The sequence below is a fragment of the Pseudonocardia sp. NPDC046786 genome, assembly GCF_040645415.1.
GTDB lineage: Bacteria > Actinomycetota > Actinomycetes > Mycobacteriales > Pseudonocardiaceae > Pseudonocardia > Pseudonocardia kongjuensis.
This window is the reverse complement of the sequence record NZ_JBEYYF010000003.1, coordinates 21997-45054: the sequence shown is the minus strand read 5'-3', so window position 1 is coordinate 45054 and position 23058 is coordinate 21997. Positions and strand designations below refer to the sequence as shown.

Here is a 23058-nt window from a genome sequence, read left to right as displayed (position 1 = left end):
GAGGCGTCGTGCGGATCTCGATCATCGGTGCCGGTCCGGCCGGCCTGTTCCTCGGGGCCGCGCTGGCGCGCCGCGGGCATGCGGTCGTCGCCGTCGACCGTGACGGCGGCCCGGCCGCCGACGGGCGCTGGGACCGGCGCGGCGTCATGCAGTTCCACCATCCGCACGGGGTCCGCCCGCAGGTCGGCGCGGCGCTGCGGGCCGAGCTCCCCGAGGCGTACGACGCGTGGCTGGCCGCCGGAGCGGAGCCGATCACGTTCACCCTGCCGGACGGGCGCCGCGTGTCCGGCGGCATGCGCTCGCGCCGCGAGACGTTCGAGCGCGCCCTGCGGGCGGTCGTGGTGCGCGAGCCCGGGTTCACCGTCCGGCAGGGGCACGTCGACGCCGTCGCGATCGCCGACGGCCGCGCCCTCGGCCCGGTCGTGGACGGTGCGGTGCTGCCGTCCGACCTGGTGATCGACGCGTCCGGGCGGTCCGGTCGGGCGACCCGCGCCTACGGACCGGCGCCGGCGCCGGCGGGCGACACCGGGATCGCCTACGTCAGCAGGCAGTACCGGCTGCACGATCCGGCGGCCCCGGCCCGATGACGAACCCGCTGGCCTGGCAGGCCGATCCCGACGGGTACCAGGTGGTCGTCTTCCGGTACGAGGCCGGGATCTTCTCGGTGCTGCTGGTCCGGCCGGCGGGGACGCTGCGCGACCTGCGGCACGACGCCGCGTTCGACGCCGCCTGCCGGGCGGTCCCCGGTCTCGACGACTGGACCGACCCGGACCGCGCCGCGCCGATCACACCCGTGCTGCCCGGCGGCCGGCTGCACAACCGGTACCGGCCCCAGCCCGGGATCGACGGCCTCGTCCTGGCCGGGGACGCCGTCTGCACCACCACGCCGATGTTCGGCCGCGGCCTCGCCACCACGATGATGCAGGCCCGGGAGCTGCTCCGGCTCCTCGACCGGGGCGCCCCCGGGGACTTCGGGGCGTGGTGCGACGCCGAGATGCGGCCCTGGGTGGACGACCACGTCCGGTCCGACGCGTGCACCCGCCTGCTCTGGACGGGCGCGGACGTCCCGGACGGCCCGCTCTCGTCGAGCCTGGTGCTGGCCGCGGCCGAGGCCGATCCGCGGATCGGCGCGTTCTGCGGGGACTACCTGGCGATGACCGCGGGCCCGTCCGCGCTGGCCGCCGCCGAACCGCTGGCGAGGGAGGTCTACGACTCCGGCTGGCGCCCCGCCCCGTCCGACGGACCGACCCGCGACGAACTGGCGCGCATCATCCGTACCGCCGTCCCCGCCTGACCGCACCGCCGAGATGCGCACCAGTGTTGCGCAGAGGTCGGCTTCTCGCGCTCACGCGCATCTCGGCGGTTCAGGTCACGGGCGTGTGCCCGGTCCGGCGTGACGCCCGCGGGGTGGGGCCCCGGGCGCGCTCGTCGGGGGGCAGTGCGCGGCGGGGCCTGGGCGGGCGCCGGATCCGCTGCCAGGATCAACGGCATGGGCGGCTCCTACCCCCTCTGCTTCGCCGTACGGAGCATCGAGGCGGCGACCGGGGAACTCGCCGCCGTGCTCGGAGTGGAATGGAACCCGATCCGGGACGGCAGCCTGGGGGACTGGTCCTGCCGGATCGTGTTCTCGACCGCCGGGCCGCCGTTCTTCGAGGTCATCGAGGGCTCCCCCGGGAGTCCCTGGGACGTCACGGAGACCGGGTCCCGGTTCGACCACATCGGATACTGGTCCTCCGACGTCCGCCGGGACCGGAACCTGCTCGTGCGCAGGGGAGCTCCCGTCGACTTCGACGGCTGCCCTTACGGCAGGTCCTTCACCTACCACCGCCTGACCGGGGTCGGGGCGCGGGTGGAGTTGGTCGATCTCGATGCCCAGCAGGGCTTCCTCGACGCGTGGGCGCCGGGCGGAGGGACGATGTCACCGTTCGATCCCGGACCGCCCGACAGCACCGACGGCACCGGCGGCACCGACGGCGGGCCACCGGCCCGCCCGTGAACCGCCGGTAACCCCCCGCCGTCCCGCTCGTTGGGCAGGACACGGCGAGTGGAGGGGGACGCATGCGCCGAGGGCGACGGAACGTACTGGCGGCGACCGCGGCGACACTCGCCGCCCTGGTCACGGCGGGGGCGCTGCATCCGGCACTGGCGTTCGACCCGTTCGGCCCGTCCGGCACCGTGGTGGTCACCCCGGCGTCGTCGAACCAGTTCGCCGGGACCTACGACCGCGGCGCGGGCAGCCGCGGGTTCACCTCCCGGCTCGGCGCCCCGCCCGGTGGCGGCACGGGCGCGCTGGAGCTGCGCACCCCCGGCGACGACGACCGGATCCAGTTCGGCACCGACGAGATCGCCGGCCCGCTCGGCCGGTTCCGGTCCAGCAGCTACTGGGCGGTGCGGGACCCGGCGTCGCCGGGGACGGCGATGCCGTCGTTCCAGATCGCGGTCGACATCGACGGCGGGAACCTGGAGCCGCGCGACCTGCACGTGCTGAGCTACGTCCCGGAACCGGCGCCGGCCGGGGAGTGGACCCGCTACGACGTCGGCTCCGGCACCTTCTGCCTGATCCGGCAGGTCGGCGCGGCGGACGCCTACCGGGAGTGCGTGGCCGGCGGTGAGCGCCGGACCCTGGACCAGATCATCGAGACGTATCCGCAGGCCACCGGGTACGCGGCCGGGGTGAACCAGGGCGGCGGCACCGCGGGCCTGGTGTCCGCGGTCGACCTGATCCAGGTGGGGAACCGGACCTACGACCTGGAGCCCGGCTGATCAGGACACACAGAACTCGTTGCCCTCGGGATCGCGCAGTGTGGTGGTGACCGGGCCGCGGTCGGACGTCGTCCACAGCACCGCGGCGCCGAGCGCCACCAGCCGGGCCACCTCGGCGGGCGCGGCGTCCGGGCCGACCTGCAGGTCCAGGTGGACGCGGTTCTTCGCGGTCTTCGGCTCCGGCACGCGGGCGATGAAGATCCGCGGCCCGGGACCCCGGCAGGTGGCGACGTCCCGGAAGGCCCGCCGGTCGCCGTCGGCGACGGTCTCCGCCTCGGTGATCCGCCCCGCGGCCAGCAGCCCGTCGACGACCGCGGTGTGGTCCTCGATCTCGTACCCCAGGGCGGCCGCCCAGAACCGGGCCAGCGCGTGCGGGTCGGCGGCGTCGAACGCGATCTGCAGCTGCACACCGCCGACCGTGCCGCCGAACCCGGTCAGGCGCTGTCCTGGATCGCGGAACTGTCGGTGGGGCGCGCCATCATCGGCGCACACCGACGACGAGGAGCGCGCGATGACCGGGAGCGACCCCACGATGGCCGAGATCACCGCAGCGGTGGAGGTGGGCCGAGCCGGCGATCCGGCGGCCGCGCGGGGCCTGCTCGCCGCGCTCTGGGAACGCATCGGTCCGGCGGGCGACCCGCTGTACCGGTGCATCCTGGCGCACTATGCCGCCGATGTGGCGGGCGACGTGCACGAGGAGCTGCGGTGGGACGAGCGCGCGCTGGCCGCGGCAGGCGAGGTCACCGACGAGCGGGCCCGCGGCCTCGATCCGTCGCTGCGGATCGCCGGCTTCTACCCGTCGCTGCACCTCAACCTGGCCGACGTGCACCGCAGGCTCGGCGACGACGCGGCGGCGCACCGGCACCTGGGGCAGGCGGCGGAGCGCGTCGACGCGCTCCCCGGTGACGGCTACGGCGCGATGATCCGGTCCGGGATCGAGCGCTGCGGCGAGCGGCTGGCCCGCGGTGACCGATCGGTGTCGGGGTGAGGCGCGGGGGTCACGCCCGGTCCGGGCGCGACCCCCGCGCGGGGATCACACGACGGCGCCGTCGGAGTTGCGGGTGCGGGCCCGGTCCGCCCGCGACGGGTTCCGCCGGCCCGCCTTGCCGACCGGTTGCTTGGACTTCCCGACCCGCGGCGGCATCCCGCCCCAGCGGCGCTGCAGCAGGATCGAGACCGGGCCGGCGACCACGATCGTCGAGATCGTGCCGACCACGATGCCGACGATCAGCGCCAGCGCGAAGTCGGCGAGCGTCGCCCCGCCGAGCACCAGCAGCATCACCAGGATCGTCAGGGTGGAGATGCCGGTGTTGACCGTCCGGGGCAGGGTCGAGAGCACCGCGGACCCGACGACCCGGTGGAAGGGTTCCTTCGCCCGCTGCGCCCAGTGCTCGCGCACCCGGTCGAACACGACGACGGTGTCGTTCACCGAGTAGCCGATCACGGTGAGCAGCGCGGCCAGGAAAACGCCGTCGGCGGTCCGGCCGGTCCAGGCGAACACGCCGACGACGACCATCACGTTGGTGAACAGCGCGGCCACCGCGCCGGCGCCGAGCGTCCACCGGAACCGGTAGGCCAGGTAGACGAACTGCGCGGCGAGCGCGACGCCGAGCGCGATGATGCCGCCGCGGGCCAGCTCGGCGCCGAGGCTCGGCCCGATCATCTCGTCGCGCAGCACCTCGGCGCCGCCGCCCGCGCTGCCGACGGCCTCGCGCAGCGCGGCCACACCGGCGTCGTCGAGCTCGCCGGCCCGCAGGCCGATCGCGCCGTCGCCGGTCGCGGTGACCGACAGGTTCGGGAACCCGGCCGCGGTGACGGCGTCGCGCGCCTGCTCGACGGTGATGTCGTCGGTCGTCGTGAACTCGACCAGCCGGCCGCCGGTGAACTCGACGCCGAGCTCGAGGCCGCGCAGGAACAGCCCGCTGACGGCGACCACGAGCACGGCGCCGGCGACGGCCAGGATCTTGCCCGGGTTGCGCAGGAAGCCGGGATCGCGGGCCTCCAGCTTCCGGCGGACCGGGCCGATGGCGGCGATACCGGTGATCTTCGGCCGGCGCCGCACCGCGGGGATCTTCAGCACGGCCAGGGTCAGCAGCCGGGACAGCACCAGCGCCGAGAACAGCGACACCACGACACCGATGACGAGCGTGACGCCGAATCCGCGGACCGGCCCGGAGGCCAGGCCGAACAGCAGCACCGCCGCCAGCAGCGAGGTGACGGCGACGTCGCCGACCGCGGACAGCGAGTTCTTGTAGCCGTTCTCCGACGCGCGTTCCAGGCGTGGTTTGACCGCGTACTCCTCGCGCGACCGTTCCGCGATCAGCACGTTCGCGTCCACCGCCATACCGACGGCGAGCACGAACGCGGCGAGGCCGGGCAGGGTCAGTGTCGCGCCGAGCCCGGTCTGCACCGCGTAGGCGGTCAGCGCGTACCCGCCGAGCGCGACGACGGCGACCAGGCCGACGAGCCGGTACACCACGATCAGGAAGGCACCGGCCAGCGCCGAACCGATGATCGCGGCCAGCGCGCTGGCCTCGATGGCGTCGGCGCCGAGCGTCGGGCCGACGGTCCGCTGCTCGATGATCTCGACCGGCACCGGCAGCGCGCCGCCCTCGATCAGCACGGCCAGCTCGGACGCCTGCTCCGGCGAGAAGTTGCCGCTGATCTGGGTCTGGCCGCCGACCATGCCGATGTTGCACTGGATGGTCTCGTGCACCTGCGGCGAGGAGATGACCTGGTCGTCGAGCACGATCGCGACCCGGCGCTGCGGGTCGCCGGGCGGGTTGCACGCCGCCTGCCCGGTGAGCGCCTGCCACCGGGCGGGGCCCTCGCCCTCGAACCGGACGTCGACGACGTGCCCGACGCCCTGCGGATTCGGCGCCGACATCGCCGAGCCGATCAGCTCACCGGCCAGCGCGGGCGGGCCGAGCTGCAGCGGCTGCCCCTCCTCGTCGGTGTTGGCCTGGTCCTCGCCGGGCACGCCGAGGCCGACCACGGGATGCATGGTCAGCTGGGCGGTCCGGCCGAGTGTCTCGGCGGCCTCGGCCGGGTCGGTGAGGCCGGGGAGCTCGACGATGATCCGGTTCTCGCCGGAGCGGGCCAGGCTCGGCTCGGCGACGCCGAGACCGTCGATCCGGCCGCGCAGCACCTCGAGCACCCGGTCGGTGGCCTCGGCGTCGGCGGCCACCTCCTCGGTGTCGCGGGTCTCCAGCACGATCTGGGTGCCGCCGCGCAGGTCCAGGCCCAGGGTGGGGGCGGTGGTCAGCGCGATGACGGAGGACAGGACGAGTACGGCGAGCGCGATCAGCGAGCGCCAGAGCACGGGTCGTTGCTGCACGGGGATCCTCGGGGGAGCGTCCGGTGTGGGACGGGGGAGGGGCGGCGGGCGGGTGCGCGTCGCGCCGGCCCGGACCCGGCTCCGGCACGCGGGGTGCGAGCCGGAGGCGATCCGGGAGGGCGGCCGCGGATCAGGCCGTGGGCGGCCCGCGCGGATCGGCCGGGGTCCGGTGCCCCGGTTCGGGCCCGGTGGTGGGGTCCCGGTCCGGCGTCGCGCCGTCCGCGGCGACCTCCGGCAGCGCCAGGACCAGCGCGTCCAGTGCGGGTCCGGGATGCCCGTGCACGGTGCTGTCGTCCGGCGCCGAGCCGGGGCCGCCCGGGGCGGCCCGGCCGGGCAGCGCCGACTGCGGCGCCGACGCGCTCGGCGCGAACTCGCTGTGCACCGTCGTCGGCGCCGGTGCCGGTTCGGCCACGGTGGGCCCCGCGACCGGGGCGAGGACCGCGAACAGCGACAGCAGCAGCACGGCGACGACGCGTCGCGCGGGTGTGCGGGTCGGGCTCACGAGCGGTCCGTCCGGTTCGGGAGGGATACGGCGGTTCCGTCCCGACGGTACCGGCGCCCGCGCGGTCAGCCGTCGGCGGGCAGCACCGCCGCCGGCAGCGGCGGCCGGACGCGCTCCGGCAGCGCGGCCTCGACGGCCGCCGCGAGTGCGAGCAGCTCGGCGTCGCCCCAGCGCGGGCCGATCAGCGAGACGCCCAGCGGGAGGGTCCCGCCGTCGTCGTCCGGCGCACCGCCGGCCGGGACGGTGATGTTCGGGTATCCGGCCATCGCGGCCGCACCCGAGCTGCCCAGCACGAAGTCGTCGCCCGCGCCCAGCTCGACCGGCCAGGCCGGGCTGTTCGTCGGGGCGATCACGGCGTCCAGCCGGTGCCCGGCGAGCGCGGCGTCGAGGTCGCGGCGGCTCAGCGTGGTCGCGGTGTCGCGCGCCGCCCGGTAGTCGGCGCGGCCGGTGTCGCCGCCGGTCGCCAGTGCCGCCTCGAACAGCTCCTGGCCCCAGTGCGGCATCTCGACGTCGGCGTGCCGGCGGTTGTACTCGACGAGCTCGGCCAGCGAGGCCGGGCCGGTCACGCCGGGCGAGCTCAGGTAGGCGTCGATGTCCCGGGCGAACTCGGTGACCAGCGCGGTCAGCTCCGCCCCGGCGGCGTCGGCGCTGCCGGGCAGCTCCACCGGATCGACGAGCACGGCGCCGCGGTCGCGCAGGGTCCGCAGGGTGGCGGCGAACGCGGCGTCGGTCTCCGGGCTGGCCCCCTCGGCGACCCGCAGGACACCCAGCCGCACGCCGTCGAGGTCCCGGGCCGCCGGTGTGGCCGGCAGCGGAGGGACCGGTGCCTGCGCCGTCGCCGGATCGGCGGGATCGGGTCCGGCGATCGCGGCGAGCACCCGGGCGGCGTCGGCGACCGAGCGCGCCATCGGGCCCGCGGTGTCCTGCTCCGCCGAGATCGGCACGATGCCGCTGCGCGACACGGTGCCCAGGGTCGGCTTCATCCCGACGATCCCGTTGGTGGCGGCGGGGCACACGATCGAGCCGTCGGTCTCGGTGCCGATCGCGACCGGGGCGAGGGCGGCGGCCACCGCGACGGCCGAGCCGGCGCTCGACCCGCAGGCGGTCCGCCCGGGGGAGTGCGGGTTGCGGGTCAGCCCCCCGACCGCGCTCCAGCCGCTGCTCGAGCGGCCGGACCGGAAGTTCGACCACTCCGACAGGTTGGTCTTCCCGAGCAGGACCGCACCGGCCTCGCGCAGCCGGGTGGCGATCGCGGCCGCCGGCGGGCGGGACCCGGCGAGCGCGGTGGACCCGGCCGTGGTGGGCAGCTGCGGCCCGGTCGAGGTGTTGTCCTTCACCAGCACCGGGATGCCCTCGAGCAGCCGGGGCGGCTCCCCGGCGGCGCGCCTGCGGTCGCTCTCGGCCGCCTGCGCCGCCGCCGTCGGGTCGACGGCGACGACCGCGCGCAGCTGCGGGTCCAGCTCGGCGATCCGATCGGTGTAGAAGGTGGTCAGCCGGGCGGAGGTCAGCCGGCCGGCCGCCATCGCCGCCTCCAGCCCGGCCAGGTCCGTCCGGTCGAGATCCAGGTCCACCGTTCCTCCTCCGCCCGCCGTGCCGCCGGGGGGCGTCCCCGCGCAGCCGGCGACCACGCCGAGTGCCAGGGTGGCGCACAACGCGACCGCTGCCATGCGCACGGTGCCTCCTCGGTCGGGATTCCGGCGAGCAACGATCTTGGCCGGGAGGTCCGGCCGCGACAAGGCGGACGGGATGTCAATCACGCCGGCGGGTTCGGCAGAATCGGGTCACCCGCACCGGGGCACACGGCAGCACCAGGGAAGAGAGGACCGACGTGAGCACGGAGACGATCGAGTTCCAGGCCGAGGCACGCCAGCTGCTGCGGCTGATGATCCACTCGATCTACTCGAACAAGGACGTGTTCCTGCGCGAGCTGATCTCGAACTCCTCGGACGCGCTGGACAAGGTCCGGCTCGCCGCCTACCAGGACAAGGATCTCGGCGCCGACACGTCCGACCTGCACATCGAGCTGGTCCCCGATCCGGAGGCGCGCACCCTGACGGTCCGCGACAACGGCATCGGCATGACCCGGGACGAGGTCGTCGAGCTGATCGGCACGATCGCGAAGTCGGGCACCGCAGAGCTGCTCGCCCGGCTGAAGGAGGCCGAGGGCGACTCGGCCTCCGAGCGCAACCTGATCGGCCAGTTCGGGGTCGGCTTCTACTCGGCGTTCATGGTCGCCGACCGGGTGGTGCTGACCACCCGCAAGGCGGGCACCGACGAGGGCGTCCGCTGGGAGTCCGACGGCGAGGGCTCCTACACGATCGAACCGGCCGAGGGGCTGCCCCAGGGCACCGCCGTCACGCTGCACCTCAAGGCGTCCGACGCCGAGGACCAGCTGCACGACTTCGCGGACCGCACCGTGCTGCGCCGCACGGTGAAGACCTACTCGGACTTCATCACCTGGCCGGTCCGGATGCCGGCCGAGGGCGACGGCGAGGGCGAGGGCGACGGGGCCGGGCCGGAGACCCTCAACTCGATGAAGGCGCTCTGGGCCCGTCCGCAGCGCGACGTCTCCGAGGAGGAGTACGCCGAGTTCTACCGGCACGTCAGCCACGACTGGCAGGAGCCGCTGGAGACGATCCGGCTCGCCGCCGAGGGCACCTTCGAGTACCAGGCGCTGCTGTTCCTGCCGAAGGTCGCGCCGATGGACCTCTACATGCGCGACGCCCGCCGCGGCGTCCAGCTCTACGTCCGCCGGGTGTTCATCATGGACGACTGCGAGGCGCTCGTCCCCGAGTACCTGCGGTTCGTCAAGGGTGTCGTCGATGCCGCGGACCTGTCGCTGAACGTCTCCCGGGAGATCCTCCAGCAGGACCGGCAGATCTCGGCGATCCGCCGGCGGCTGGTCAAGAAGGTGCTGTCCACCATCGGCACGCTGCGCGACGAGCAGCCGGAGAAGTACGCGACGTTCTGGGAGCAGTTCGGCCGGGCGCTCAAGGAGGGGCTGCTCTCCGACGCCGACAACCGGGAGACGATCCTCGGGGTGTCGTCGTTCCTCAGCACGCACGGCGAGGAGCCCACCGGCCTGGCCGCCTACGTCGAGCGGATGCGCGAGGGCCAGGACGCGATCTACTACATGACCGGCGACTCGCGCAGCGCGATCGAGTCCTCGCCGCACATGGAGGCGTTCCGCGAGAAGGGCTACGAGGTCCTGCTGCTCACCGACCCGGTCGACGAGGTGTGGGTGGACACCGTCGACGGTTTCGGCGGGACCCCGCTGCGTTCCATCGCCAAGGGCCAGGTGGACCTGCAGACCGACGAGGAGAAGGAGCAGGCGCAGCAGCGGCAGGCCGAGTTCGGCGGGCTCTGCGAGTGGATGGCCGGGGTGCTCGCCGACGACGTCAAGGAGGTCCGGCTGTCGTCCCGGCTCACCACCTCGCCCGCGGTCCTGGTCGGCGACGAGTTCGACATGACCCCGACCCTGGAGAAGATGTACCGGGCGATGGGCCAGGAGCCGCCGAAGGTGAAGCGGATCCTGGAGCTGAACCCGTCGCACCCGCTGGTCACCGGACTGCGCGACGCCCAGGCGGCGGGCCGCGACGAGAGCGGGACGGCCGAGCTGCTGCACGGCATGGCGCTGCTCGCCGAGGGCGGTGACCTGCCCGATCCGTCCCGGTTCGTCGGGCTCCTCGCGGAGCGGCTGCAGCAGACGCTGTGAATCACGACTGAACGACTGCACAGATGTCGACCCCGGCGGGAGTGCGGGCTAGCGTGTCCCGGTGCCCCGCTCCCGCCGGATCCCGGCCGCGTCGCTGATCGCGGCGCTGGCGCTCGTGCCCGCCCTGCTCGCCGGCTGCGCCGCCGGACCGGAACCGGACGTCCCGGCGGAGCAGCCGGCCGCCGGGACGATCCGCAACTGCGACGTCGACGTCCCGGTCGAGCGCCCGGAGCGGATCGTCGCGATGTTCCACAACGCGGTGGAGGCGGTGCTCGCGCTCGGCGCGGCCGACCGGCTGGCCGGCGCGGCCTACCTCGACAACCCGCTGCTGCCCGAGCTGGCCGGCGAGTTCCACCCGGAGACCGACCGGCCCGTCCACTGGCCGGACGAGTACCCGTCCCGGGAGGAGGTCCTGCGGGTCGCACCGGACCTGGTGGTCTCCGGGTTCACCGGCGCGTTCACCCGGGAGGGCCTCGGCACCCGCGCCGACCTGGCCGGGACCGGGATGAACACGTTCCTGTTCAGCTCGTTCTGCCCGGCCGCCGACGGCGGCACCCAGGAGTCGCTGGCCGCCAACGACGTCTCGCTCGACGCCGTGCAGCGCGACCTCACCGATCTCGGGCGGCTGCTCGGCGCCGAGGACCGCGCCGCCGAGCTGACCGGCCGGATGCAGGCCACCCTGGCCGACGTCGCCGAGCGGCTCGACGGGGTCACCGCACGACCCCGGGTCGCGATGCTGAACGCCCCGGCGGGCAGCACCGAGCTGCGGGTGTTCGGCACCGGCGACGTCGCGACGACGATCATCGAGGCGGCCGGCGGCACCCAGGCGTTCCCGGAGGTCGCCGGTCGTCAGCGGACGGTCGGCCCCGAGGGGATCATCGCGGCCCGGCCGGACGTCGTCGTCATCCCGGCCTGCTGCGGGATCGACGCCGGCCCGGAGTCCGCGGAGCCGCTGGCCCAGCGGCTGCGCGACGACCCGGCGCTCGCCACGGTGCCCGCCGTCCGGGACGGCAAGGTCTTCACGACGACGTTCGCCGAGGTGAGCCCCGGCATCCGGAACGCCGACGCGGTGCGCACGCTGGCCGGTCGGCTGCATCCGGAGCTGTTCACGGACGGCTGACCCGGGAGCGGTGCGGGGGAGTGGGTGCATCCGCCCGGCGCCGTTGCCGAGCGGACGCCGGTGACCGTAACCCGACACCTGTGGCCGAGTACAGCGGGCGAGATTCGATCGTTGCCGTGGCGCGCTACCCGGCGGCGGGCAGCGGCGGGTGGCCCGGGCGCAGCCCGTCGAGCAGCAGGGCCAGATAGCGGCGCCGGTCCTCGCCGGTGGTGTCCCCGGCGCCCTCCGCGCCCTCGGCGACGGCGAGCGCCATGACCAGCAGCGCCGACAGGTCGCGGGCGGTCAGCTCGGGCCGGACGGCACCGGCGTCGCGGGCCCGGTCGAGCAGCCGGTTCAGCGTCCGGCCGTAGCGCTGCACCGACTCCACGTCGAAGGCGCCCGCCTCGCGGGCGAGCCGCAGGATCGTGCGGCGGCCGGCGATCGCCTCGACCGCGCGGGACAGCGACCCGGCCAGGTCGGCCCACGGGTCGTCGGTGCCGGCCGCGGCGGTCGGTTCGATCTCGTCGGCGAAGACCTCCTCCAGCACCGCGCGGATCAGCTGGTCCCGGGTCCGGAAACGGCGGTACAGGGTCGCGACCCCGACGCCCGCCCGGCGTGCGATCTCCTCGAGCGCCACGTCCGGGCCGTCGGACTCGAACGCGGCCGCCGCGGCCTCGACGATCCGACGGTGGTTGCGCGCCGCGTCGGCCCGCAACGGCCGGGCCGGGCCGGGCCGGGTCATGGTGGTCATCGGAGCACGGTAACGGGTGACCGGCCCCGGACGTGGCGGGACGACGAGGGGCGGCGGCGCGGCGCCGACTGCGGAAGGATCGCGGCGTGCGTGCCGATCTCCGCGTCCTGCCGACCGCCGACCTCGGGAAGGACGGGTTGCGCGGGCTGCGCGGGTTGCTGGACGCGGCGTTCGACGACTTCGACGACGCGTCCTGGGACCACGCGCTCGGCGGCCTGCATGTGCTGGCGGGCCCGCCGGACGCACCGTTCGGGCATGCCGCCGTGGTGCTCCGGCGGGTGCTGCACGGCGGCGTCGCGCTGCGCACCGGCTACGTCGAGGCGGTCGCCGTGCACCCGTCCCGGCAGCGGCAGGGGCTGGGCGGCGAGCTGATGGACGTCGTCGACGGGCTGGTCCGCGGCGGCTACCGGCTCGGCGTGCTCGGCGCCTCCGAGCGCGCCGCGCCGCTCTACCGCAGGCGCGGCTGGCAGCTGTGGCGCGGACCGCTGGCAGCGGTCACCCCGGACGGTGTCGTCGCCACCCCGGACGAGGCCGGCAGCGTGCACGTCCTGCCGGTGGACGCGCCGCTGGACCCGGCGGTGCCGCTGATCTGCGACTGGCGCGACGGCGAGCTCTGGTGACCGCGCGCGGTGCGGGCGCCGCCCCGGAGTGACCGGGCCGGTTCACCGCGGCGTCAGGTCGAGGTCGCCCGCCGGACACCCGGGGACGTTGGAGTTCCCCCGTGCAACTCGCGGTCCTCGATCTCGCAGGCACCACGATGGCCGACGACGGGTTGGTCCTCGCGGCGCTGCGGGCCGGACTGCGCGCGGCCCGGGTCCGGGTGGACGGCCCGGGCTACCCGGCGCTGGACCGGCAGGCCCGCTCGACGATGGACCGGTCCGCGATCACCGTCCTGGGCGAGCTGCTCGACGGCGACATGTACCGCGCCCGGCGTGCACACTCGGCGTTCACCGAGTACCTGACCGCCGCCGCGGACGACGGCCGGGTCCGCCCGGTCCCGGGCGCGCCGCAGGCGCTCGACGCCCTGCACGACGCCGGCCTCAAGATCGCCGTGATCTGCGGCTTCGATCCGGACCTGCGGGACCGGCTGGTCGTCGCCCTGGATTTCGGGGCGCGGGTGGACCTGCTGCTCTCACCCGCCGACGTCGACGGGCGGGGCCTGCCGGAGCCCGACCTGCTGCACGCCGCCATCCGCCGGACCGGCTGCACGGCGTCGCAGGTGGCGGTGGCCGGGGACGCCACCGCCGACATCGACGCCGCGGTCCGGGCCGGGGCCGGACTGGTGATCGGCGTCCGCGGGGGAGCGCACGGCGAGCCCCGGCTGCGGGCGGCCGGCGCGGACGCCGTCATCGACTCGGTGGCCGATCTCCCGGCGCTGCTCGGGCTGCCCGGTTGAGCCCGGCCACCCGGTGAGGTCCCACCGCGTGCGCCCGGGCGTACGGTCGGCTCGGCTCATCGGTCGGGGAGGGGAACGCGTGGCGCGACGCACGGTGGCGGTGGCGGCCCTCGGGACGACCCTCGCGCTGATCTCCTACACCGCCCCGCTCGCGACCCTGGAGGCGATCTCGGCCGATCTCGGGACCGGCCCCTCCGGGCGGTCCTGGATCCTCAGCTCGATGAGCCTCGGGCTCACCGCGCTGCTGCTGACCGCAGGCACCCTCGCGGACCGGTTCGGCAGGCGGGCGACCTTCGTGACCGGCGCCGCCGTCCTCGCACTGACCTCCGCCGGCGGTGCGCTCGCCACCGGCACGGCCGGGTTCGTCGCGGGCCGGATCGGGCAGGGTGTCGGCGCGGCCGCGATGATCGCCTGCAGCCTGGCGCTGATCGGGCACGCGCTGCCACCCGGCCCGCAACGCGCCCGGGCGACCGGCCTGTGGGGCGCCGCGCTGGCCGCCGGGATCGCCGCCGGCCCGCTGCTCGCCGGTGTGCTGCCGTGGCGGTGGCTCTACCTGCTGATCGCGGTCGCGGCGGTGTTGCTCGCGGTCGCCGCCCGGTCGCTGCTCGTCGAGTCCTCGGCCGCCCGCCCGCGCCCGGTCGACCTCCCCGGCATGGTCCTGCTGGCCGCCGGGCTCGCCGTGCTGCTGGCCGGCCTGACCGAGGCGCGCCGGCTGCCGGTCGGCGCCGGCACCGTGGGCCTGCTGGTCGCCGGGGTGCTGCTGCTGGCCGGGTTCGTCGTCGTGCAGTTCCGGTCGCCGCACCCGATGGCGGGCCCGGAGCTGTTCCGCAATCCCGGGCTGATCGCGGCGACCGTCGCCAGCCTCGCCACCGGGCTCGGCATCATCTCGCTCAGCTCGTACCTGCCCGCCCTGATGCACGGGGTGCACGGCGACCCGCCCGCCGTCTCCGCGCTGCTGCTGCTCGGCTGGTCCGGCACCGGCATCGTCACCGCGCTGCTCGCCCGGCGGATCAGCGAGCGGATCGGCGACAGCGTCCGGCTCGGTGCCGGGCTGCTCGTGATGGCGGGCGGGCAGGTCGGCCTGCTGGCCGCCGGCGGCGGATCCGGCGTGGTCCTGGCATCGTTGATCGTCACCGGCGCGGCGACCGGCGTGGTGAACGCGAGCCTGGGCCGGGAGGCCGTCGCGTCCGTCCCGGCGGACCGGGCCGGGACCGGCAGCGGGATCAACAACACCAGCCGCTACCTCGGCGCCGCGATCGGGGTGACCGTCACCTCGGTGCTCACGGCGCCCACCGGCGGGGAGACCGCCGCGCAGCTCCTGGTCGGCTGGCACGTCGCGGTGCTGGTCGCGGTCGGTGCGACGATCGTGGGTGCGGTCGTGGCGCTGGTCTGTGCCCGGGTGGCGGCGCGCAGCCCCGTGCCCTGACGGCGGCGGGCCCGCCGCCGGCACCCGGCCTGCGCCCGGCCCCGGCGCCCGATCGCTAGTGTCGATCACGATGAGGATCGCCCACGAGGTCTCCGACGCCCTTGCCGCGGGCCGGCCGGTGCTGGCCTGCGAGTCCACGATCGTCACGCACGGCCTTCCCCGGCCGCGGAACCTGCAGGTCGCGCGGGAGGCCGAGGAGCTCGTCCGGTCGCTCGGTGCCGTCCCGGCGACGATCGGCGTCCTGGACGGCGAGGCCGTCGTCGGGTTGTCGGGCGCCGAGCTGGACCGGCTGGCGGGCGACGCCGGTGTCGCCAAGCTCAGCGCGCGGGATCTCCCGGTGGCCGCGGCCACCGGGGTGTCCGGCGGGACGACGGTCGCGGCGACCGCGCACCTCGCCCACCGGGCCGGGATCCGGGTGTTCGCCACCGGCGGCCTCGGCGGTGTGCACCGGGGCGCGTCGACCACCTTCGACGAGTCCGCCGACCTGCCCGCGCTGGCCCGGCTGCCGATCGTCGTGGTCAGCGCCGGGGTGAAGTCGGTGCTCGACGTGCCGGCCACCCTGGAGCGGCTGGAGACCCTCGGCATCCCGGTCGCCGGGTACCGGACGGACGCGTTCCCCGGCTTCTACGTCGCCGACTCCGGCCATCCGGTCACCCAGCGCGTGGAGTCCCCGGAGCAGGCGGCGACCGCCTGGCGGGCGGCCCGCGAGCTCGGCCTGGACGCCGCGCTGCTGGTCGCGAACCCGGTGCCGGTCGAGCACCAGCTGTCGCCCGCCGAGCACGACGCCGCGCTCGCGGACGCGCTGGCCGCCCTCGGCGCGGCCGGGATCACCGGCCAGGACGCGACCCCGTTCCTGCTGCAGCGGGTCCGGGACGCCACCGGTGACCGCAGCCTCGAGGTGAACGTCGCGGTCTACCGGAACAACATGACGCTCGGCGCCCGGATCGCCGCTGCGCTGGCCGGCTGATCCGGTGCCGGGTACCGCGGGGACGCTGGCGGTGCTCGGCGACCTGGTCGAGGACGTCGTCGTCTGGGCGTCCGGCCCGCTCGATCCCGGCACCGACACCCCGGCCCGGATCTTCCGCCGGCGCGGCGGCAGCGCCGCGAACGTCGCCGCGGGCGCCGCGCTGCTCGGCGCGCCGGTGCGGTTCCTCGGCCGGGTCGGCGCGGACCGGGTGGGCGAGGCGCTGGTCGCGGACCTGGCCGGCGGCGGGGTGGACGTCCGGGTGCAGCGGCACGGGACGACCGGCTGCGTGGTCGTGCTGGTCGACGCGGACGGCGAGCGCACGATGCTGCCGGACCGGGGCGCCGCCGCCGGGTACACGCTGCCGGATCCGTCGGTCGTCGACGGGGTGACGCTGCTGCACCTGCCCGCCTACGGGCTGCTGGCCGATCCGTGCGCGACGGCCGCGCGCGGGCTGGCCGCCCGGGTCCGCGACGCCGGGGGAGCGGTCTCGGTGGACGTGTCGTCGACCGGTGTGTTGCGGGCCTACGGGCCCGGGCGGTTCCTCGACGACCTGGCCGCGCTCGCCCCGGCGCACCTGCTCGCGAACCGGGACGAGGCGGACCTGCTGGGGCTGCCGGGGACGGCACCACCCCGGACGGTCGTGGTCATCAAGGACGGCGGCGCACCCGCCCGGGTGTGGACGTCGGGGCCGCCCACCCGGGTCCCGGCGGAACGGGTCGACACCGTCCGGGACACGACGGGGGCCGGTGACGCCTTCGCGGCGGGCTACCTGACCGCGGTGCTCGCCGGCGCCCGGCCGGTCCCGGCGACCGCCGCCGGGCACCGCAGCGCGGCCCGGGTGCTGGCCGGCCCCGGCGCCGGCGGCGGCTGAACGAGCCGGCGGCGGCTGAACGAGCCGGCCGCGCCGGACCGGCCTGACCTGCCGGACCTGCCGGACCGCTGTCAGACGACCGGCGTGATCGACCGCAGCGCCTCCGAGGACCGCACCGCGGCGGTCAGGTCGGACAGCGCCCGCCCGTGCGCCGCGGCCAGCTCCGCGGAGTCCCCGGTGAGGGTGTTGCGGTCGACGTAGCCGGAGTGGTCCAGGTACAGGCCGGGGGAGAGCACCTGCACCGCGAAGAAGCCGGCGAGCACGGAGCGGAGCCCGTCGACGGCGAGGAAGTGGTGGCCGGTCGCGCCGGTCAGCACGACGGCGGCGGCCTTGCCCTGCAGCGGCGCGGTCTGCTCGCCCCACTTGCCGCGCTCGGTCGCCTCCAGCAGCGCCTTCAGCGACGCCGTGTGCCCGGCCCGGTACACCGGGCTGCCGAACACCACGGCGTCGGCCTCGGCGAACGCCGCGGTGACGTCCTCGGACGAGGTCTGCGACAGCTCGATCAGCCGGGTGCTGTCGCCGGCCTTCTCCGCTCCGGCGAGGATCCCGGCGACCGCGGCGGCGGTGCGCCCGCCCGGCTCCGGACCTGCGACGACACCGACGATGCTGCTCACGAGGACTCCCGCGGGGTGAGGTGGTAGCCGCCGCGGTAGAACAGCAGCGGCAGGCGTTGCGGATCGGCGCCCAGCGCCTCGACCCGGGCGGCGACGATCGTGTGGTCGCCGCCGTCGTACTCGTTCCAGAGGGTGCAGTCGACCCAGGCGCCGACCCCCTCGAGCACCGGCGCACCGGACGGCGCCGGTGTCCAGCTGACCCCGGCGAACTTGTCCGTGCCGGAGCGGGCGAACCCGGCGCTGTGGTGCTCGTGGTCGGCGGCCAGCACGTTCACGCAGAACCGGCGGACCTCCCGGATCCGCGGCCAGGTGGACGAGCCGCGAGACGGCGAGAAGCTGACCAGCGGCGGGTCCAGCGACAGCGACGAGAACGACTGGCAGGTGAAGCCGATCGGACCGTCCGGTCCCTGTGCCGTCACGACGACGACCCCGGAGGCGAACGCACCGAGCGTGTCGCGCATCGCCTCGGGTGTGACCGGGCCGGGAACGGACGACGTGTGGGTCGTGGATCCGGGCATGCCCCGACCCTAGGCAACCCGCGCCCCGGCGGCCAATGATCACCGGCTCGCCGTCCCACCCAGTGCGACGCGGCCCCGTGCTGTACGGACCGAGCTGTACCGACCGCCAGGCCCCGCACACGACGACGGCCGTGCGGATCGCTCCGCACGGCCGTCGGGTAGCTGCCGTGGGCGTGCCGGGGCGGGGGAGTGCCCGGCCCGGCTCAGCTCGCGTAGGCGCGCAGCTTGTCGGCCCGCTCGCCGACCCGCAGCTTCGCCATGACCTCGCGCTCGATCTGGCGCACCCGCTCCCGGGAGAGCTTGAAGGCGCGACCGATCTGGTCGAGCGTGTGCGGCTGCCCGTCGTCGAGACCGAACCGCATCCGGATGACCTTCTGCTCGCGGTCCTCCAGGGTGGCCAGCACCCGGCGGAGGTCGTCGTGCAGCAGGCTGGAGATCACGGTGTTCTCGGCGTCGGTGGCCTCGGCGTCCTCGATGAAGTCCCCGAGCGGGGCCTCCTCCTCGGAGCCGACCGGCATGTCCAGGCTCACCGGGTCGCGGGCGTGGTCGAGCAGGTCCGCGATCTTGTGCTCCGGGATCCCGGACTCCTCGGCCAGCTCGGCCTCGCTGGGCTCGCGGCCCTGCCGCTGGTGCATGTCGCGCTTGATCCGGGCCAGCTTGTTCACCTGCTCCACCAGGTGCACCGGCAGCCGGATGGTGCGGGCCTGGTCGGCCATGCCGCGGGTGATGGCCTGCCGGATCCACCAGGTGGCGTAGGTGGAGAACTTGAAGCCCTTGGTGTAGTCGAACTTCTCGACCGCCCGGATCAGCCCCAGGTTGCCCTCCTGGATCAGGTCCAGCAGCGGCATCCCGCGCCCGGTGTAGCGCTTGGCGAGGCTGACCACCAGGCGGAGGTTGGCCTCCAGCAGGTGGTTCTTCGCCAGCAGCCCGTCCCGGACGATCGCGCGCAGGTCGCGCCGGTACTGCGGGTCCAGCTCGTCGAGCGTGCCGTCGGCGGCGGCGGTGTCCAGCCGGTGCTGGGCGAACACGCCCGCCTCGATCCGGCGGGCCAGCTCGACCTCCTCCGCCGCGGTGAGCAGCGCGGTCTTGCCGATGCCGTTGAGGTAGACGCGCACCAGGTCGGCGGCCGGGCTCTGGGCGTCCAGATCCTCGGCCACGGCAGCAGCCGCACCGGGTACGGTGGTCGTGAGAGTGGTGTCGCGGTTCGAGCCGGCCGACCGGGAGCGCCGGGAGACCGGGGCACTGGGCACGGCCTTGGTCACGCTTCCGGGAGCGGGGGCCTCCGTCGTGAGGCGGGGGCCGGGAACGGCCGGGTTCTCGGCCGTCGGCACGGCCGCAGCGGTCGTGGTCGCCGTCATGTGCATTCCTCCCCTGCTCGGGCGCGACGAGGGACGGTGGGTTCTCGTCGCATCGCCCTACACGGGGTCCAACGCGCTGTCGCAGTGGATCGTTCCCGCGACCGGGCCCCGGCGACCAGGAAATCGTCGCCGGGGCCCGTGTCGTCGGTCACATGAGGTTGCGGTTCTCTCAGGGCCCTCTTAGAGAGCCCTCAGGGCGCGGGCACCCGCGGGGTGTTCCGCGGGTCGGCCACCGCCCGGACGCTGCTGCGCCGGCGCGAGGCCTTGCCACCGCTCCGCTTCGCCGGCTCGTGCACCGAGTGCCCGTAGACCGTCTCCATCAGCACCGGCCAGTCGTGGCGCAGCGCGTCCCGGCCCATGAACAGGCCCAGGTGCCCGGCGGTGGCCGTCCGGTAGGTGATGTCCTCGGCCGGGGTGGAGACCTTGTCCGCCGCGGCGAATAGCTGCGGAGCCGGCGTGATGTGGTCGGTCGAGCCGGCGAGCATCAGCAGCGGGCAGTCGATCGCGGCCATGTCGACCGGCCGTCCGTCGACCGTCAGCGTCCCGTCGATCAGCCGGTTCTTCCAGAACAGGTTCTCCACCAGCCACAGGTAGAACGCGCCGGGGATGTCCTGGGTGTACTTGAACCAGTCCTCGAAGACCCGGTACCGCTCGACGTGCGTGGGGTCGTCGATGTTCTCCAGCAGCTGCAGCTGGCGGGAGATCTCGGACTGCGGCTGGATCGAGATGAAGTTCGACAGCACCGCGGAGCCGGGCATGTTCCCGCCGCCCGCCGCGACCAGCGCCTTGTAGGGCGCCATCCCCATCGTCCCGGCCATCAGCTTGGTGGAGGCGGCGATCACCGAGTCGCCCGCGTGGAAGTCGATCGGCGCCCCGGCCAGGGTCAGCGTGTTCACCCGCTCCGGGTGCAGTGCCGCGTAGATCGTGGCCAGCCAGCCACCCTGGCAGTCGCCGACCAGGTTGGCCCGGCCGCCCATCCGCCGGATCGAGCGGTCGATCACCTCCAGGTAGTCGGTGATGGTGACCTTGCGGGTGGCCGTCGTCGCGGGCCGCCAGTCCAGCGCGTAGAGCCGGGTCAGGCCGGCGGCGCGGATCATCGCGAGCTGGCTCTGCTGCGGCGAGTAGTCGACGACGGTCGAGGAGTGCCCGGCCTGCGGCGGCAGCACCAGGGTGGGGACGACGGCATCGTCCCGGTGCTCGGCCTCGGTGAAGTTGCGCAGCAGCGCGAACGGGGTCGCCAGGGCGATCTCGTTCGGCAGGTGCCACTGCGGCTCGCGCCGGTCGGCCATCGTCGACAGCCAGAGCAGCGAGCGGCGGGCCGCGTCGCCGGGCTTGGCGATCCGCTGGACGGCGTCGATCCAGTAGGCGCCGGTCGCGCGGCCGACCTCGGTCACCACCTTGGTGACGTTGTGCGCGTTGTAGGAGATCAGGAAGCGCAGCGGGTCGATCCGTCCGCCCTTCTCGGGGGCGGCGTCCGAGGTGGTCTCGGGCAGTGCGTGCGGGCGACGCTCCCCGGTCGGGGAGCTCGCGTGCGAGGTCGCTGTGCTCATGGGCCTCTCCCATCAACTCTGATGACCGGGGCTCACCGGTTACCGAACGGTAAACCGTGTTCGGTATGTCAAGCAAGCAGCGGCCTACTCAGGAGTAGTGCTTGCTCTATCAAGCGCAGGTGAGAGGGGTCTCAACGTGACCCGGCGCGCCCCGTGCTGCCTACCGGTGAGTACCCCGTCACGATGGGACATCGCTTTCGCGCCACCCCCTTTCGGGGCCGCGCGGAACGCACGGACACCCACCCGGCCCTCCAGGAGTGAGGCGAACAGTGACGACGCAGCCCCTGACCACGCCCGAGCCCGCGAACGACGCCACCCCGGCGAGTCAGGCCGGTCACGCGGCGGAGGTGCTGCGCCGGCAGGCCGCCGGTCTGGTGCGCGACCTGCGCGAGCTGGCCGATCCCGAGGGGGTGGCCGCGAAGGTCGATCCGGTGGGCTTCGGCGGCGCGCTCGGCGAAGCGGCGAAGTCGCTCGCCACCAGCCCGGGCGCGGTGCTGCGTGCGGGCCTGGGCTTCGGCCTGGACTCGGCGCGGGCGGTCGCCGCCGCGGCGTCCCGGGCGGTCGGCGGGACGACCACCGGCCCGGCGTCGCTGCCGGAGCGCGACAAGCGGTACGCCGACCCGGCCTGGGAGGACAACGCCTGGTACTACCTGGCTCGCCAGGAGCACGCCCTGCTGGCCGACCGGCTCACCGAGCTGTCCGCGGCCGCCCGGGTCTCGCCGGTCGCGCGGCGCAAGCTCGACTGGCTGGTCGCCCAGACGATCGAGGCGCTCGCCCCGCCGAACTCGATCGTCACCAACCCGGCGTGGCCGAAGAAGATCGTCGACACCGGCGGGCTGAACGTGGTGCGCGGCGCCCGGAACCTGCTGCGCGACGCCGTCCAGAACCGGGGGATGCCGCGCCAGGTGACCCCGGGGGAGTACGTGGTGGGCAAGGACCTCGCGGTCACCCCGGGCCAGGTGGTGTACCGGAACCGGCTGATCGAGCTGATCCAGTACGAGCCGCAGACCGACACGGTGCACGAGATCCCGCTGCTGATGAGCCCGCCGTGGATCAACAAGTACTACATCATGGATCTGGCGCCGGGTAAGTCGCTGGTGGAGTGGGCGGTGCAGCACGGGCACACCGTGTTCATGATCAGCTATCGCAACCCGGACTCGGCGCTCGCCGACGTCACGATGAGCGACTACCTGCAGGAGGGTCCGGTCGCCGCGCTCGACGTCGTCCGGGAGATCACCGGGCAGGACCGGGTGAACGTCGCCGGGCTGTGCCTGGGCGGGGCGCTGTCGGCGGCTGCGGTGGCCTGGCTGGAGGCGAAGGGCAGGCAGTCGGTCAACTCGCTGACCCTGATGAACACCCTCCTCGACTACACCGGCCCCGGGCAGCTGGGCGTGTTCACCGACGAGAAGACGGTGAACCGGCTGGAGCGCAGCATGCGCAAGGACGGCTACCTGCCGGCATCGAGCATGAAGACCACCTTCGACCTGCTGCGGGCCACCGACCTGGTGTGGAACTACGTGGTCAACGACTGGATGCTCGGCGAGGACCCGAAGCCGTTCGACATGCTGAGCTGGAACGCCGACTCCACCCGGATGCCCGCGGCGATGCAGACCGAGTACCTGCGCACGCTCTACCTGGAGAACCGGTTCGCCGAGGGCAAGCTGGAGCTGGCGGGGGAGCGGCTCGACGTCGCCGACGTGCGGCAGGACAGCTACGTGATCTGCGCCGAGTCCGACCACATCGCGCCGTGGCGGTCGGTCTACACGGGAGCCGCGAAGATCGGCGGGACGGTCCGGTTCGTGCTGTCGAACTCCGGGCACATCGCCGGCGTGGTGAACCCGCCGTCGCCGAAGTCGCGGCACTGGTTCGGCGAGTCCGACGATCTCCCCGAGTCCGCCGACGAGTGGCGCGACGACGCGGGTGAGCGCACGGCGTCGTGGTGGGAGGACTGGACCCCGTGGATCGCCGCGCACGCCGGTCCGGAGATCGCGGCCCCGAAGCGGATCGGCAGCGACGCGCACCCCCCGCTGGAGCCCGCGCCGGGCCGGTACGTGCTGCGGGGCTGATCCGGGACGCGCCGGTGCCGCCGCGCCGGTGGGTGCGCAACGGGCGTGCAACGGGGACAATGCGCGGCCATGGACCGCGTACGTTTCCCGTCCGCGCGCCGGCGCCCGCCGCGCGGACCGATCCA

Annotated in this window: 22 protein-coding genes; 13 read left to right on the top strand and 9 right to left on the bottom strand. The window is 74.8% G+C overall.

Annotated elements, in window-relative coordinates:
- Positions 1–8: 8 nt before the first annotated feature.
- From ABZ881_RS04050 to ABZ881_RS04035, 4 genes are all read left to right on the top strand, one after another.
- On the top strand, positions 9–587 hold the full coding sequence (locus ABZ881_RS04050; RefSeq protein ID WP_358481653.1) for an NAD(P)-binding protein: 579 nt from the start codon (positions 9–11) through the stop codon (positions 585–587).
- A complete protein-coding gene (locus tag ABZ881_RS04045; RefSeq protein ID WP_358481651.1) occupies positions 584–1294 on the top strand; it encodes a hypothetical protein in 711 nt (236 codons plus the stop codon). The genes ABZ881_RS04050 and ABZ881_RS04045 overlap by 4 nt, the downstream gene beginning before the upstream one ends.
- 195 nt (positions 1295–1489) lie before the next feature.
- A complete protein-coding gene (locus tag ABZ881_RS04040; RefSeq protein WP_358481649.1) occupies positions 1490–1996 on the top strand; it encodes a VOC family protein in 507 nt (168 codons plus the stop codon).
- Between the two features lie 62 nt (positions 1997–2058).
- Entirely contained in the window at positions 2059–2763 is a 705-nt protein-coding gene (locus ABZ881_RS04035; RefSeq protein ID WP_358481647.1) for a hypothetical protein, read from the top strand.
- Here ABZ881_RS04035 and ABZ881_RS04030 read toward each other — a convergent pair whose 3' ends face one another.
- Positions 2764–3171: a VOC family protein gene (locus tag ABZ881_RS04030; protein ID WP_358481646.1), complete on the bottom strand. Its 408-nt coding sequence runs from the start codon at positions 3169–3171 to the stop codon at positions 2764–2766.
- A 103-nt stretch (positions 3172–3274) separates the two neighbouring features.
- Here ABZ881_RS04030 and ABZ881_RS04025 point away from each other — a divergent pair, with 103 nt between their 5' ends.
- Entirely contained in the window at positions 3275–3751 is a 477-nt protein-coding gene (locus ABZ881_RS04025; RefSeq protein ID WP_358481644.1) for a hypothetical protein, read from the top strand.
- A gap of 45 nt (positions 3752–3796) precedes the next feature.
- On the opposite strand, the gene secD is transcribed toward ABZ881_RS04025, so the two are convergent.
- The 3 genes from secD to ABZ881_RS04010 all read right to left on the bottom strand — a co-directional run bounded on the left by secD (position 3797) and on the right by ABZ881_RS04010 (position 8269).
- Positions 3797–6100, bottom strand: a complete 2304-nt coding sequence (secD, locus tag ABZ881_RS04020) for a protein translocase subunit SecD (RefSeq protein WP_358481641.1) — start codon at positions 6098–6100, stop codon at positions 3797–3799.
- Between the two features lie 130 nt (positions 6101–6230).
- Entirely contained in the window at positions 6231–6602 is a 372-nt protein-coding gene (locus tag ABZ881_RS04015) for a hypothetical protein (protein WP_358481640.1), read from the bottom strand.
- Positions 6603–6667: 65 nt separating this feature from the next.
- Complete coding sequence (locus ABZ881_RS04010) at positions 6668–8269, bottom strand: amidase (protein ID WP_358482086.1); 1602 nt, start codon at positions 8267–8269, stop codon at positions 6668–6670.
- A gap of 161 nt (positions 8270–8430) precedes the next feature.
- Here ABZ881_RS04010 and htpG point away from each other — a divergent pair, with 161 nt between their 5' ends.
- Both htpG and ABZ881_RS04000 read left to right on the top strand, forming a co-directional pair.
- Positions 8431–10317, top strand: a complete 1887-nt coding sequence (gene htpG / locus ABZ881_RS04005) for a molecular chaperone HtpG (RefSeq protein ID WP_358481638.1) — start codon at positions 8431–8433, stop codon at positions 10315–10317.
- A gap of 61 nt (positions 10318–10378) precedes the next feature.
- Positions 10379–11437 (top strand): ABC transporter substrate-binding protein, encoded by a 1059-nt coding sequence (locus ABZ881_RS04000; RefSeq protein ID WP_358481636.1) that lies wholly within the window; start codon positions 10379–10381, stop codon positions 11435–11437.
- 124 nt (positions 11438–11561) lie between these two features.
- Here the strand turns inward: ABZ881_RS04000 and ABZ881_RS03995 are convergent, their stop codons facing one another.
- Entirely contained in the window at positions 11562–12167 is a 606-nt protein-coding gene (locus ABZ881_RS03995; protein WP_358481634.1) for a helix-turn-helix domain-containing protein, read from the bottom strand.
- A gap of 86 nt (positions 12168–12253) precedes the next feature.
- Between ABZ881_RS03995 and ABZ881_RS03990 the strand changes: the two genes are divergently transcribed.
- From ABZ881_RS03990 to ABZ881_RS03970, 5 genes are all read left to right on the top strand, one after another.
- On the top strand, positions 12254–12787 hold the full coding sequence (locus ABZ881_RS03990; RefSeq protein ID WP_344019216.1) for a GNAT family N-acetyltransferase: 534 nt from the start codon (positions 12254–12256) through the stop codon (positions 12785–12787).
- 101 nt (positions 12788–12888) lie between these two features.
- Positions 12889–13563: an HAD family hydrolase gene (locus tag ABZ881_RS03985; RefSeq protein WP_344019218.1), complete on the top strand. Its 675-nt coding sequence runs from the start codon at positions 12889–12891 to the stop codon at positions 13561–13563.
- Between the two features lie 79 nt (positions 13564–13642).
- Entirely contained in the window at positions 13643–14989 is a 1347-nt protein-coding gene (locus ABZ881_RS03980) for an MFS transporter (protein ID WP_358481632.1), read from the top strand.
- A gap of 58 nt (positions 14990–15047) precedes the next feature.
- The gene (locus tag ABZ881_RS03975; RefSeq protein WP_358481630.1) at positions 15048–15956 is read left to right on the top strand and encodes a pseudouridine-5'-phosphate glycosidase; all 909 of its coding nucleotides are present in this window, start codon (positions 15048–15050) and stop codon (positions 15954–15956) included.
- Between the two features lie 4 nt (positions 15957–15960).
- On the top strand, positions 15961–16827 hold the full coding sequence (locus ABZ881_RS03970) for a PfkB family carbohydrate kinase (RefSeq protein WP_358481629.1): 867 nt from the start codon (positions 15961–15963) through the stop codon (positions 16825–16827).
- Between the two features lie 71 nt (positions 16828–16898).
- On the opposite strand, the gene ABZ881_RS03965 is transcribed toward ABZ881_RS03970, so the two are convergent.
- The 4 genes from ABZ881_RS03965 to ABZ881_RS03950 form a co-directional block, all read right to left on the bottom strand.
- Positions 16899–17441 (bottom strand): NAD(P)H-dependent oxidoreductase, encoded by a 543-nt coding sequence (locus tag ABZ881_RS03965; protein ID WP_344019228.1) that lies wholly within the window; start codon positions 17439–17441, stop codon positions 16899–16901.
- Positions 17438–17959, bottom strand: a complete 522-nt coding sequence (locus ABZ881_RS03960) for a flavin reductase family protein (protein WP_344019230.1) — start codon at positions 17957–17959, stop codon at positions 17438–17440. Before ABZ881_RS03960 ends, ABZ881_RS03965 begins: the two co-directional genes overlap by 4 nt.
- A gap of 203 nt (positions 17960–18162) precedes the next feature.
- A complete protein-coding gene (locus tag ABZ881_RS03955) occupies positions 18163–19323 on the bottom strand; it encodes a sigma-70 family RNA polymerase sigma factor (protein WP_358481627.1) in 1161 nt (386 codons plus the stop codon).
- 185 nt (positions 19324–19508) lie between these two features.
- Positions 19509–20867: an alpha/beta fold hydrolase gene (locus tag ABZ881_RS03950; protein WP_358481624.1), complete on the bottom strand. Its 1359-nt coding sequence runs from the start codon at positions 20865–20867 to the stop codon at positions 19509–19511.
- A 269-nt stretch (positions 20868–21136) separates the two neighbouring features.
- Between ABZ881_RS03950 and ABZ881_RS03945 the strand changes: the two genes are divergently transcribed.
- Complete coding sequence (locus tag ABZ881_RS03945; protein ID WP_358481622.1) at positions 21137–22933, top strand: alpha/beta fold hydrolase; 1797 nt, start codon at positions 21137–21139, stop codon at positions 22931–22933.
- Positions 22934–23058 lie beyond the last annotated feature (125 nt).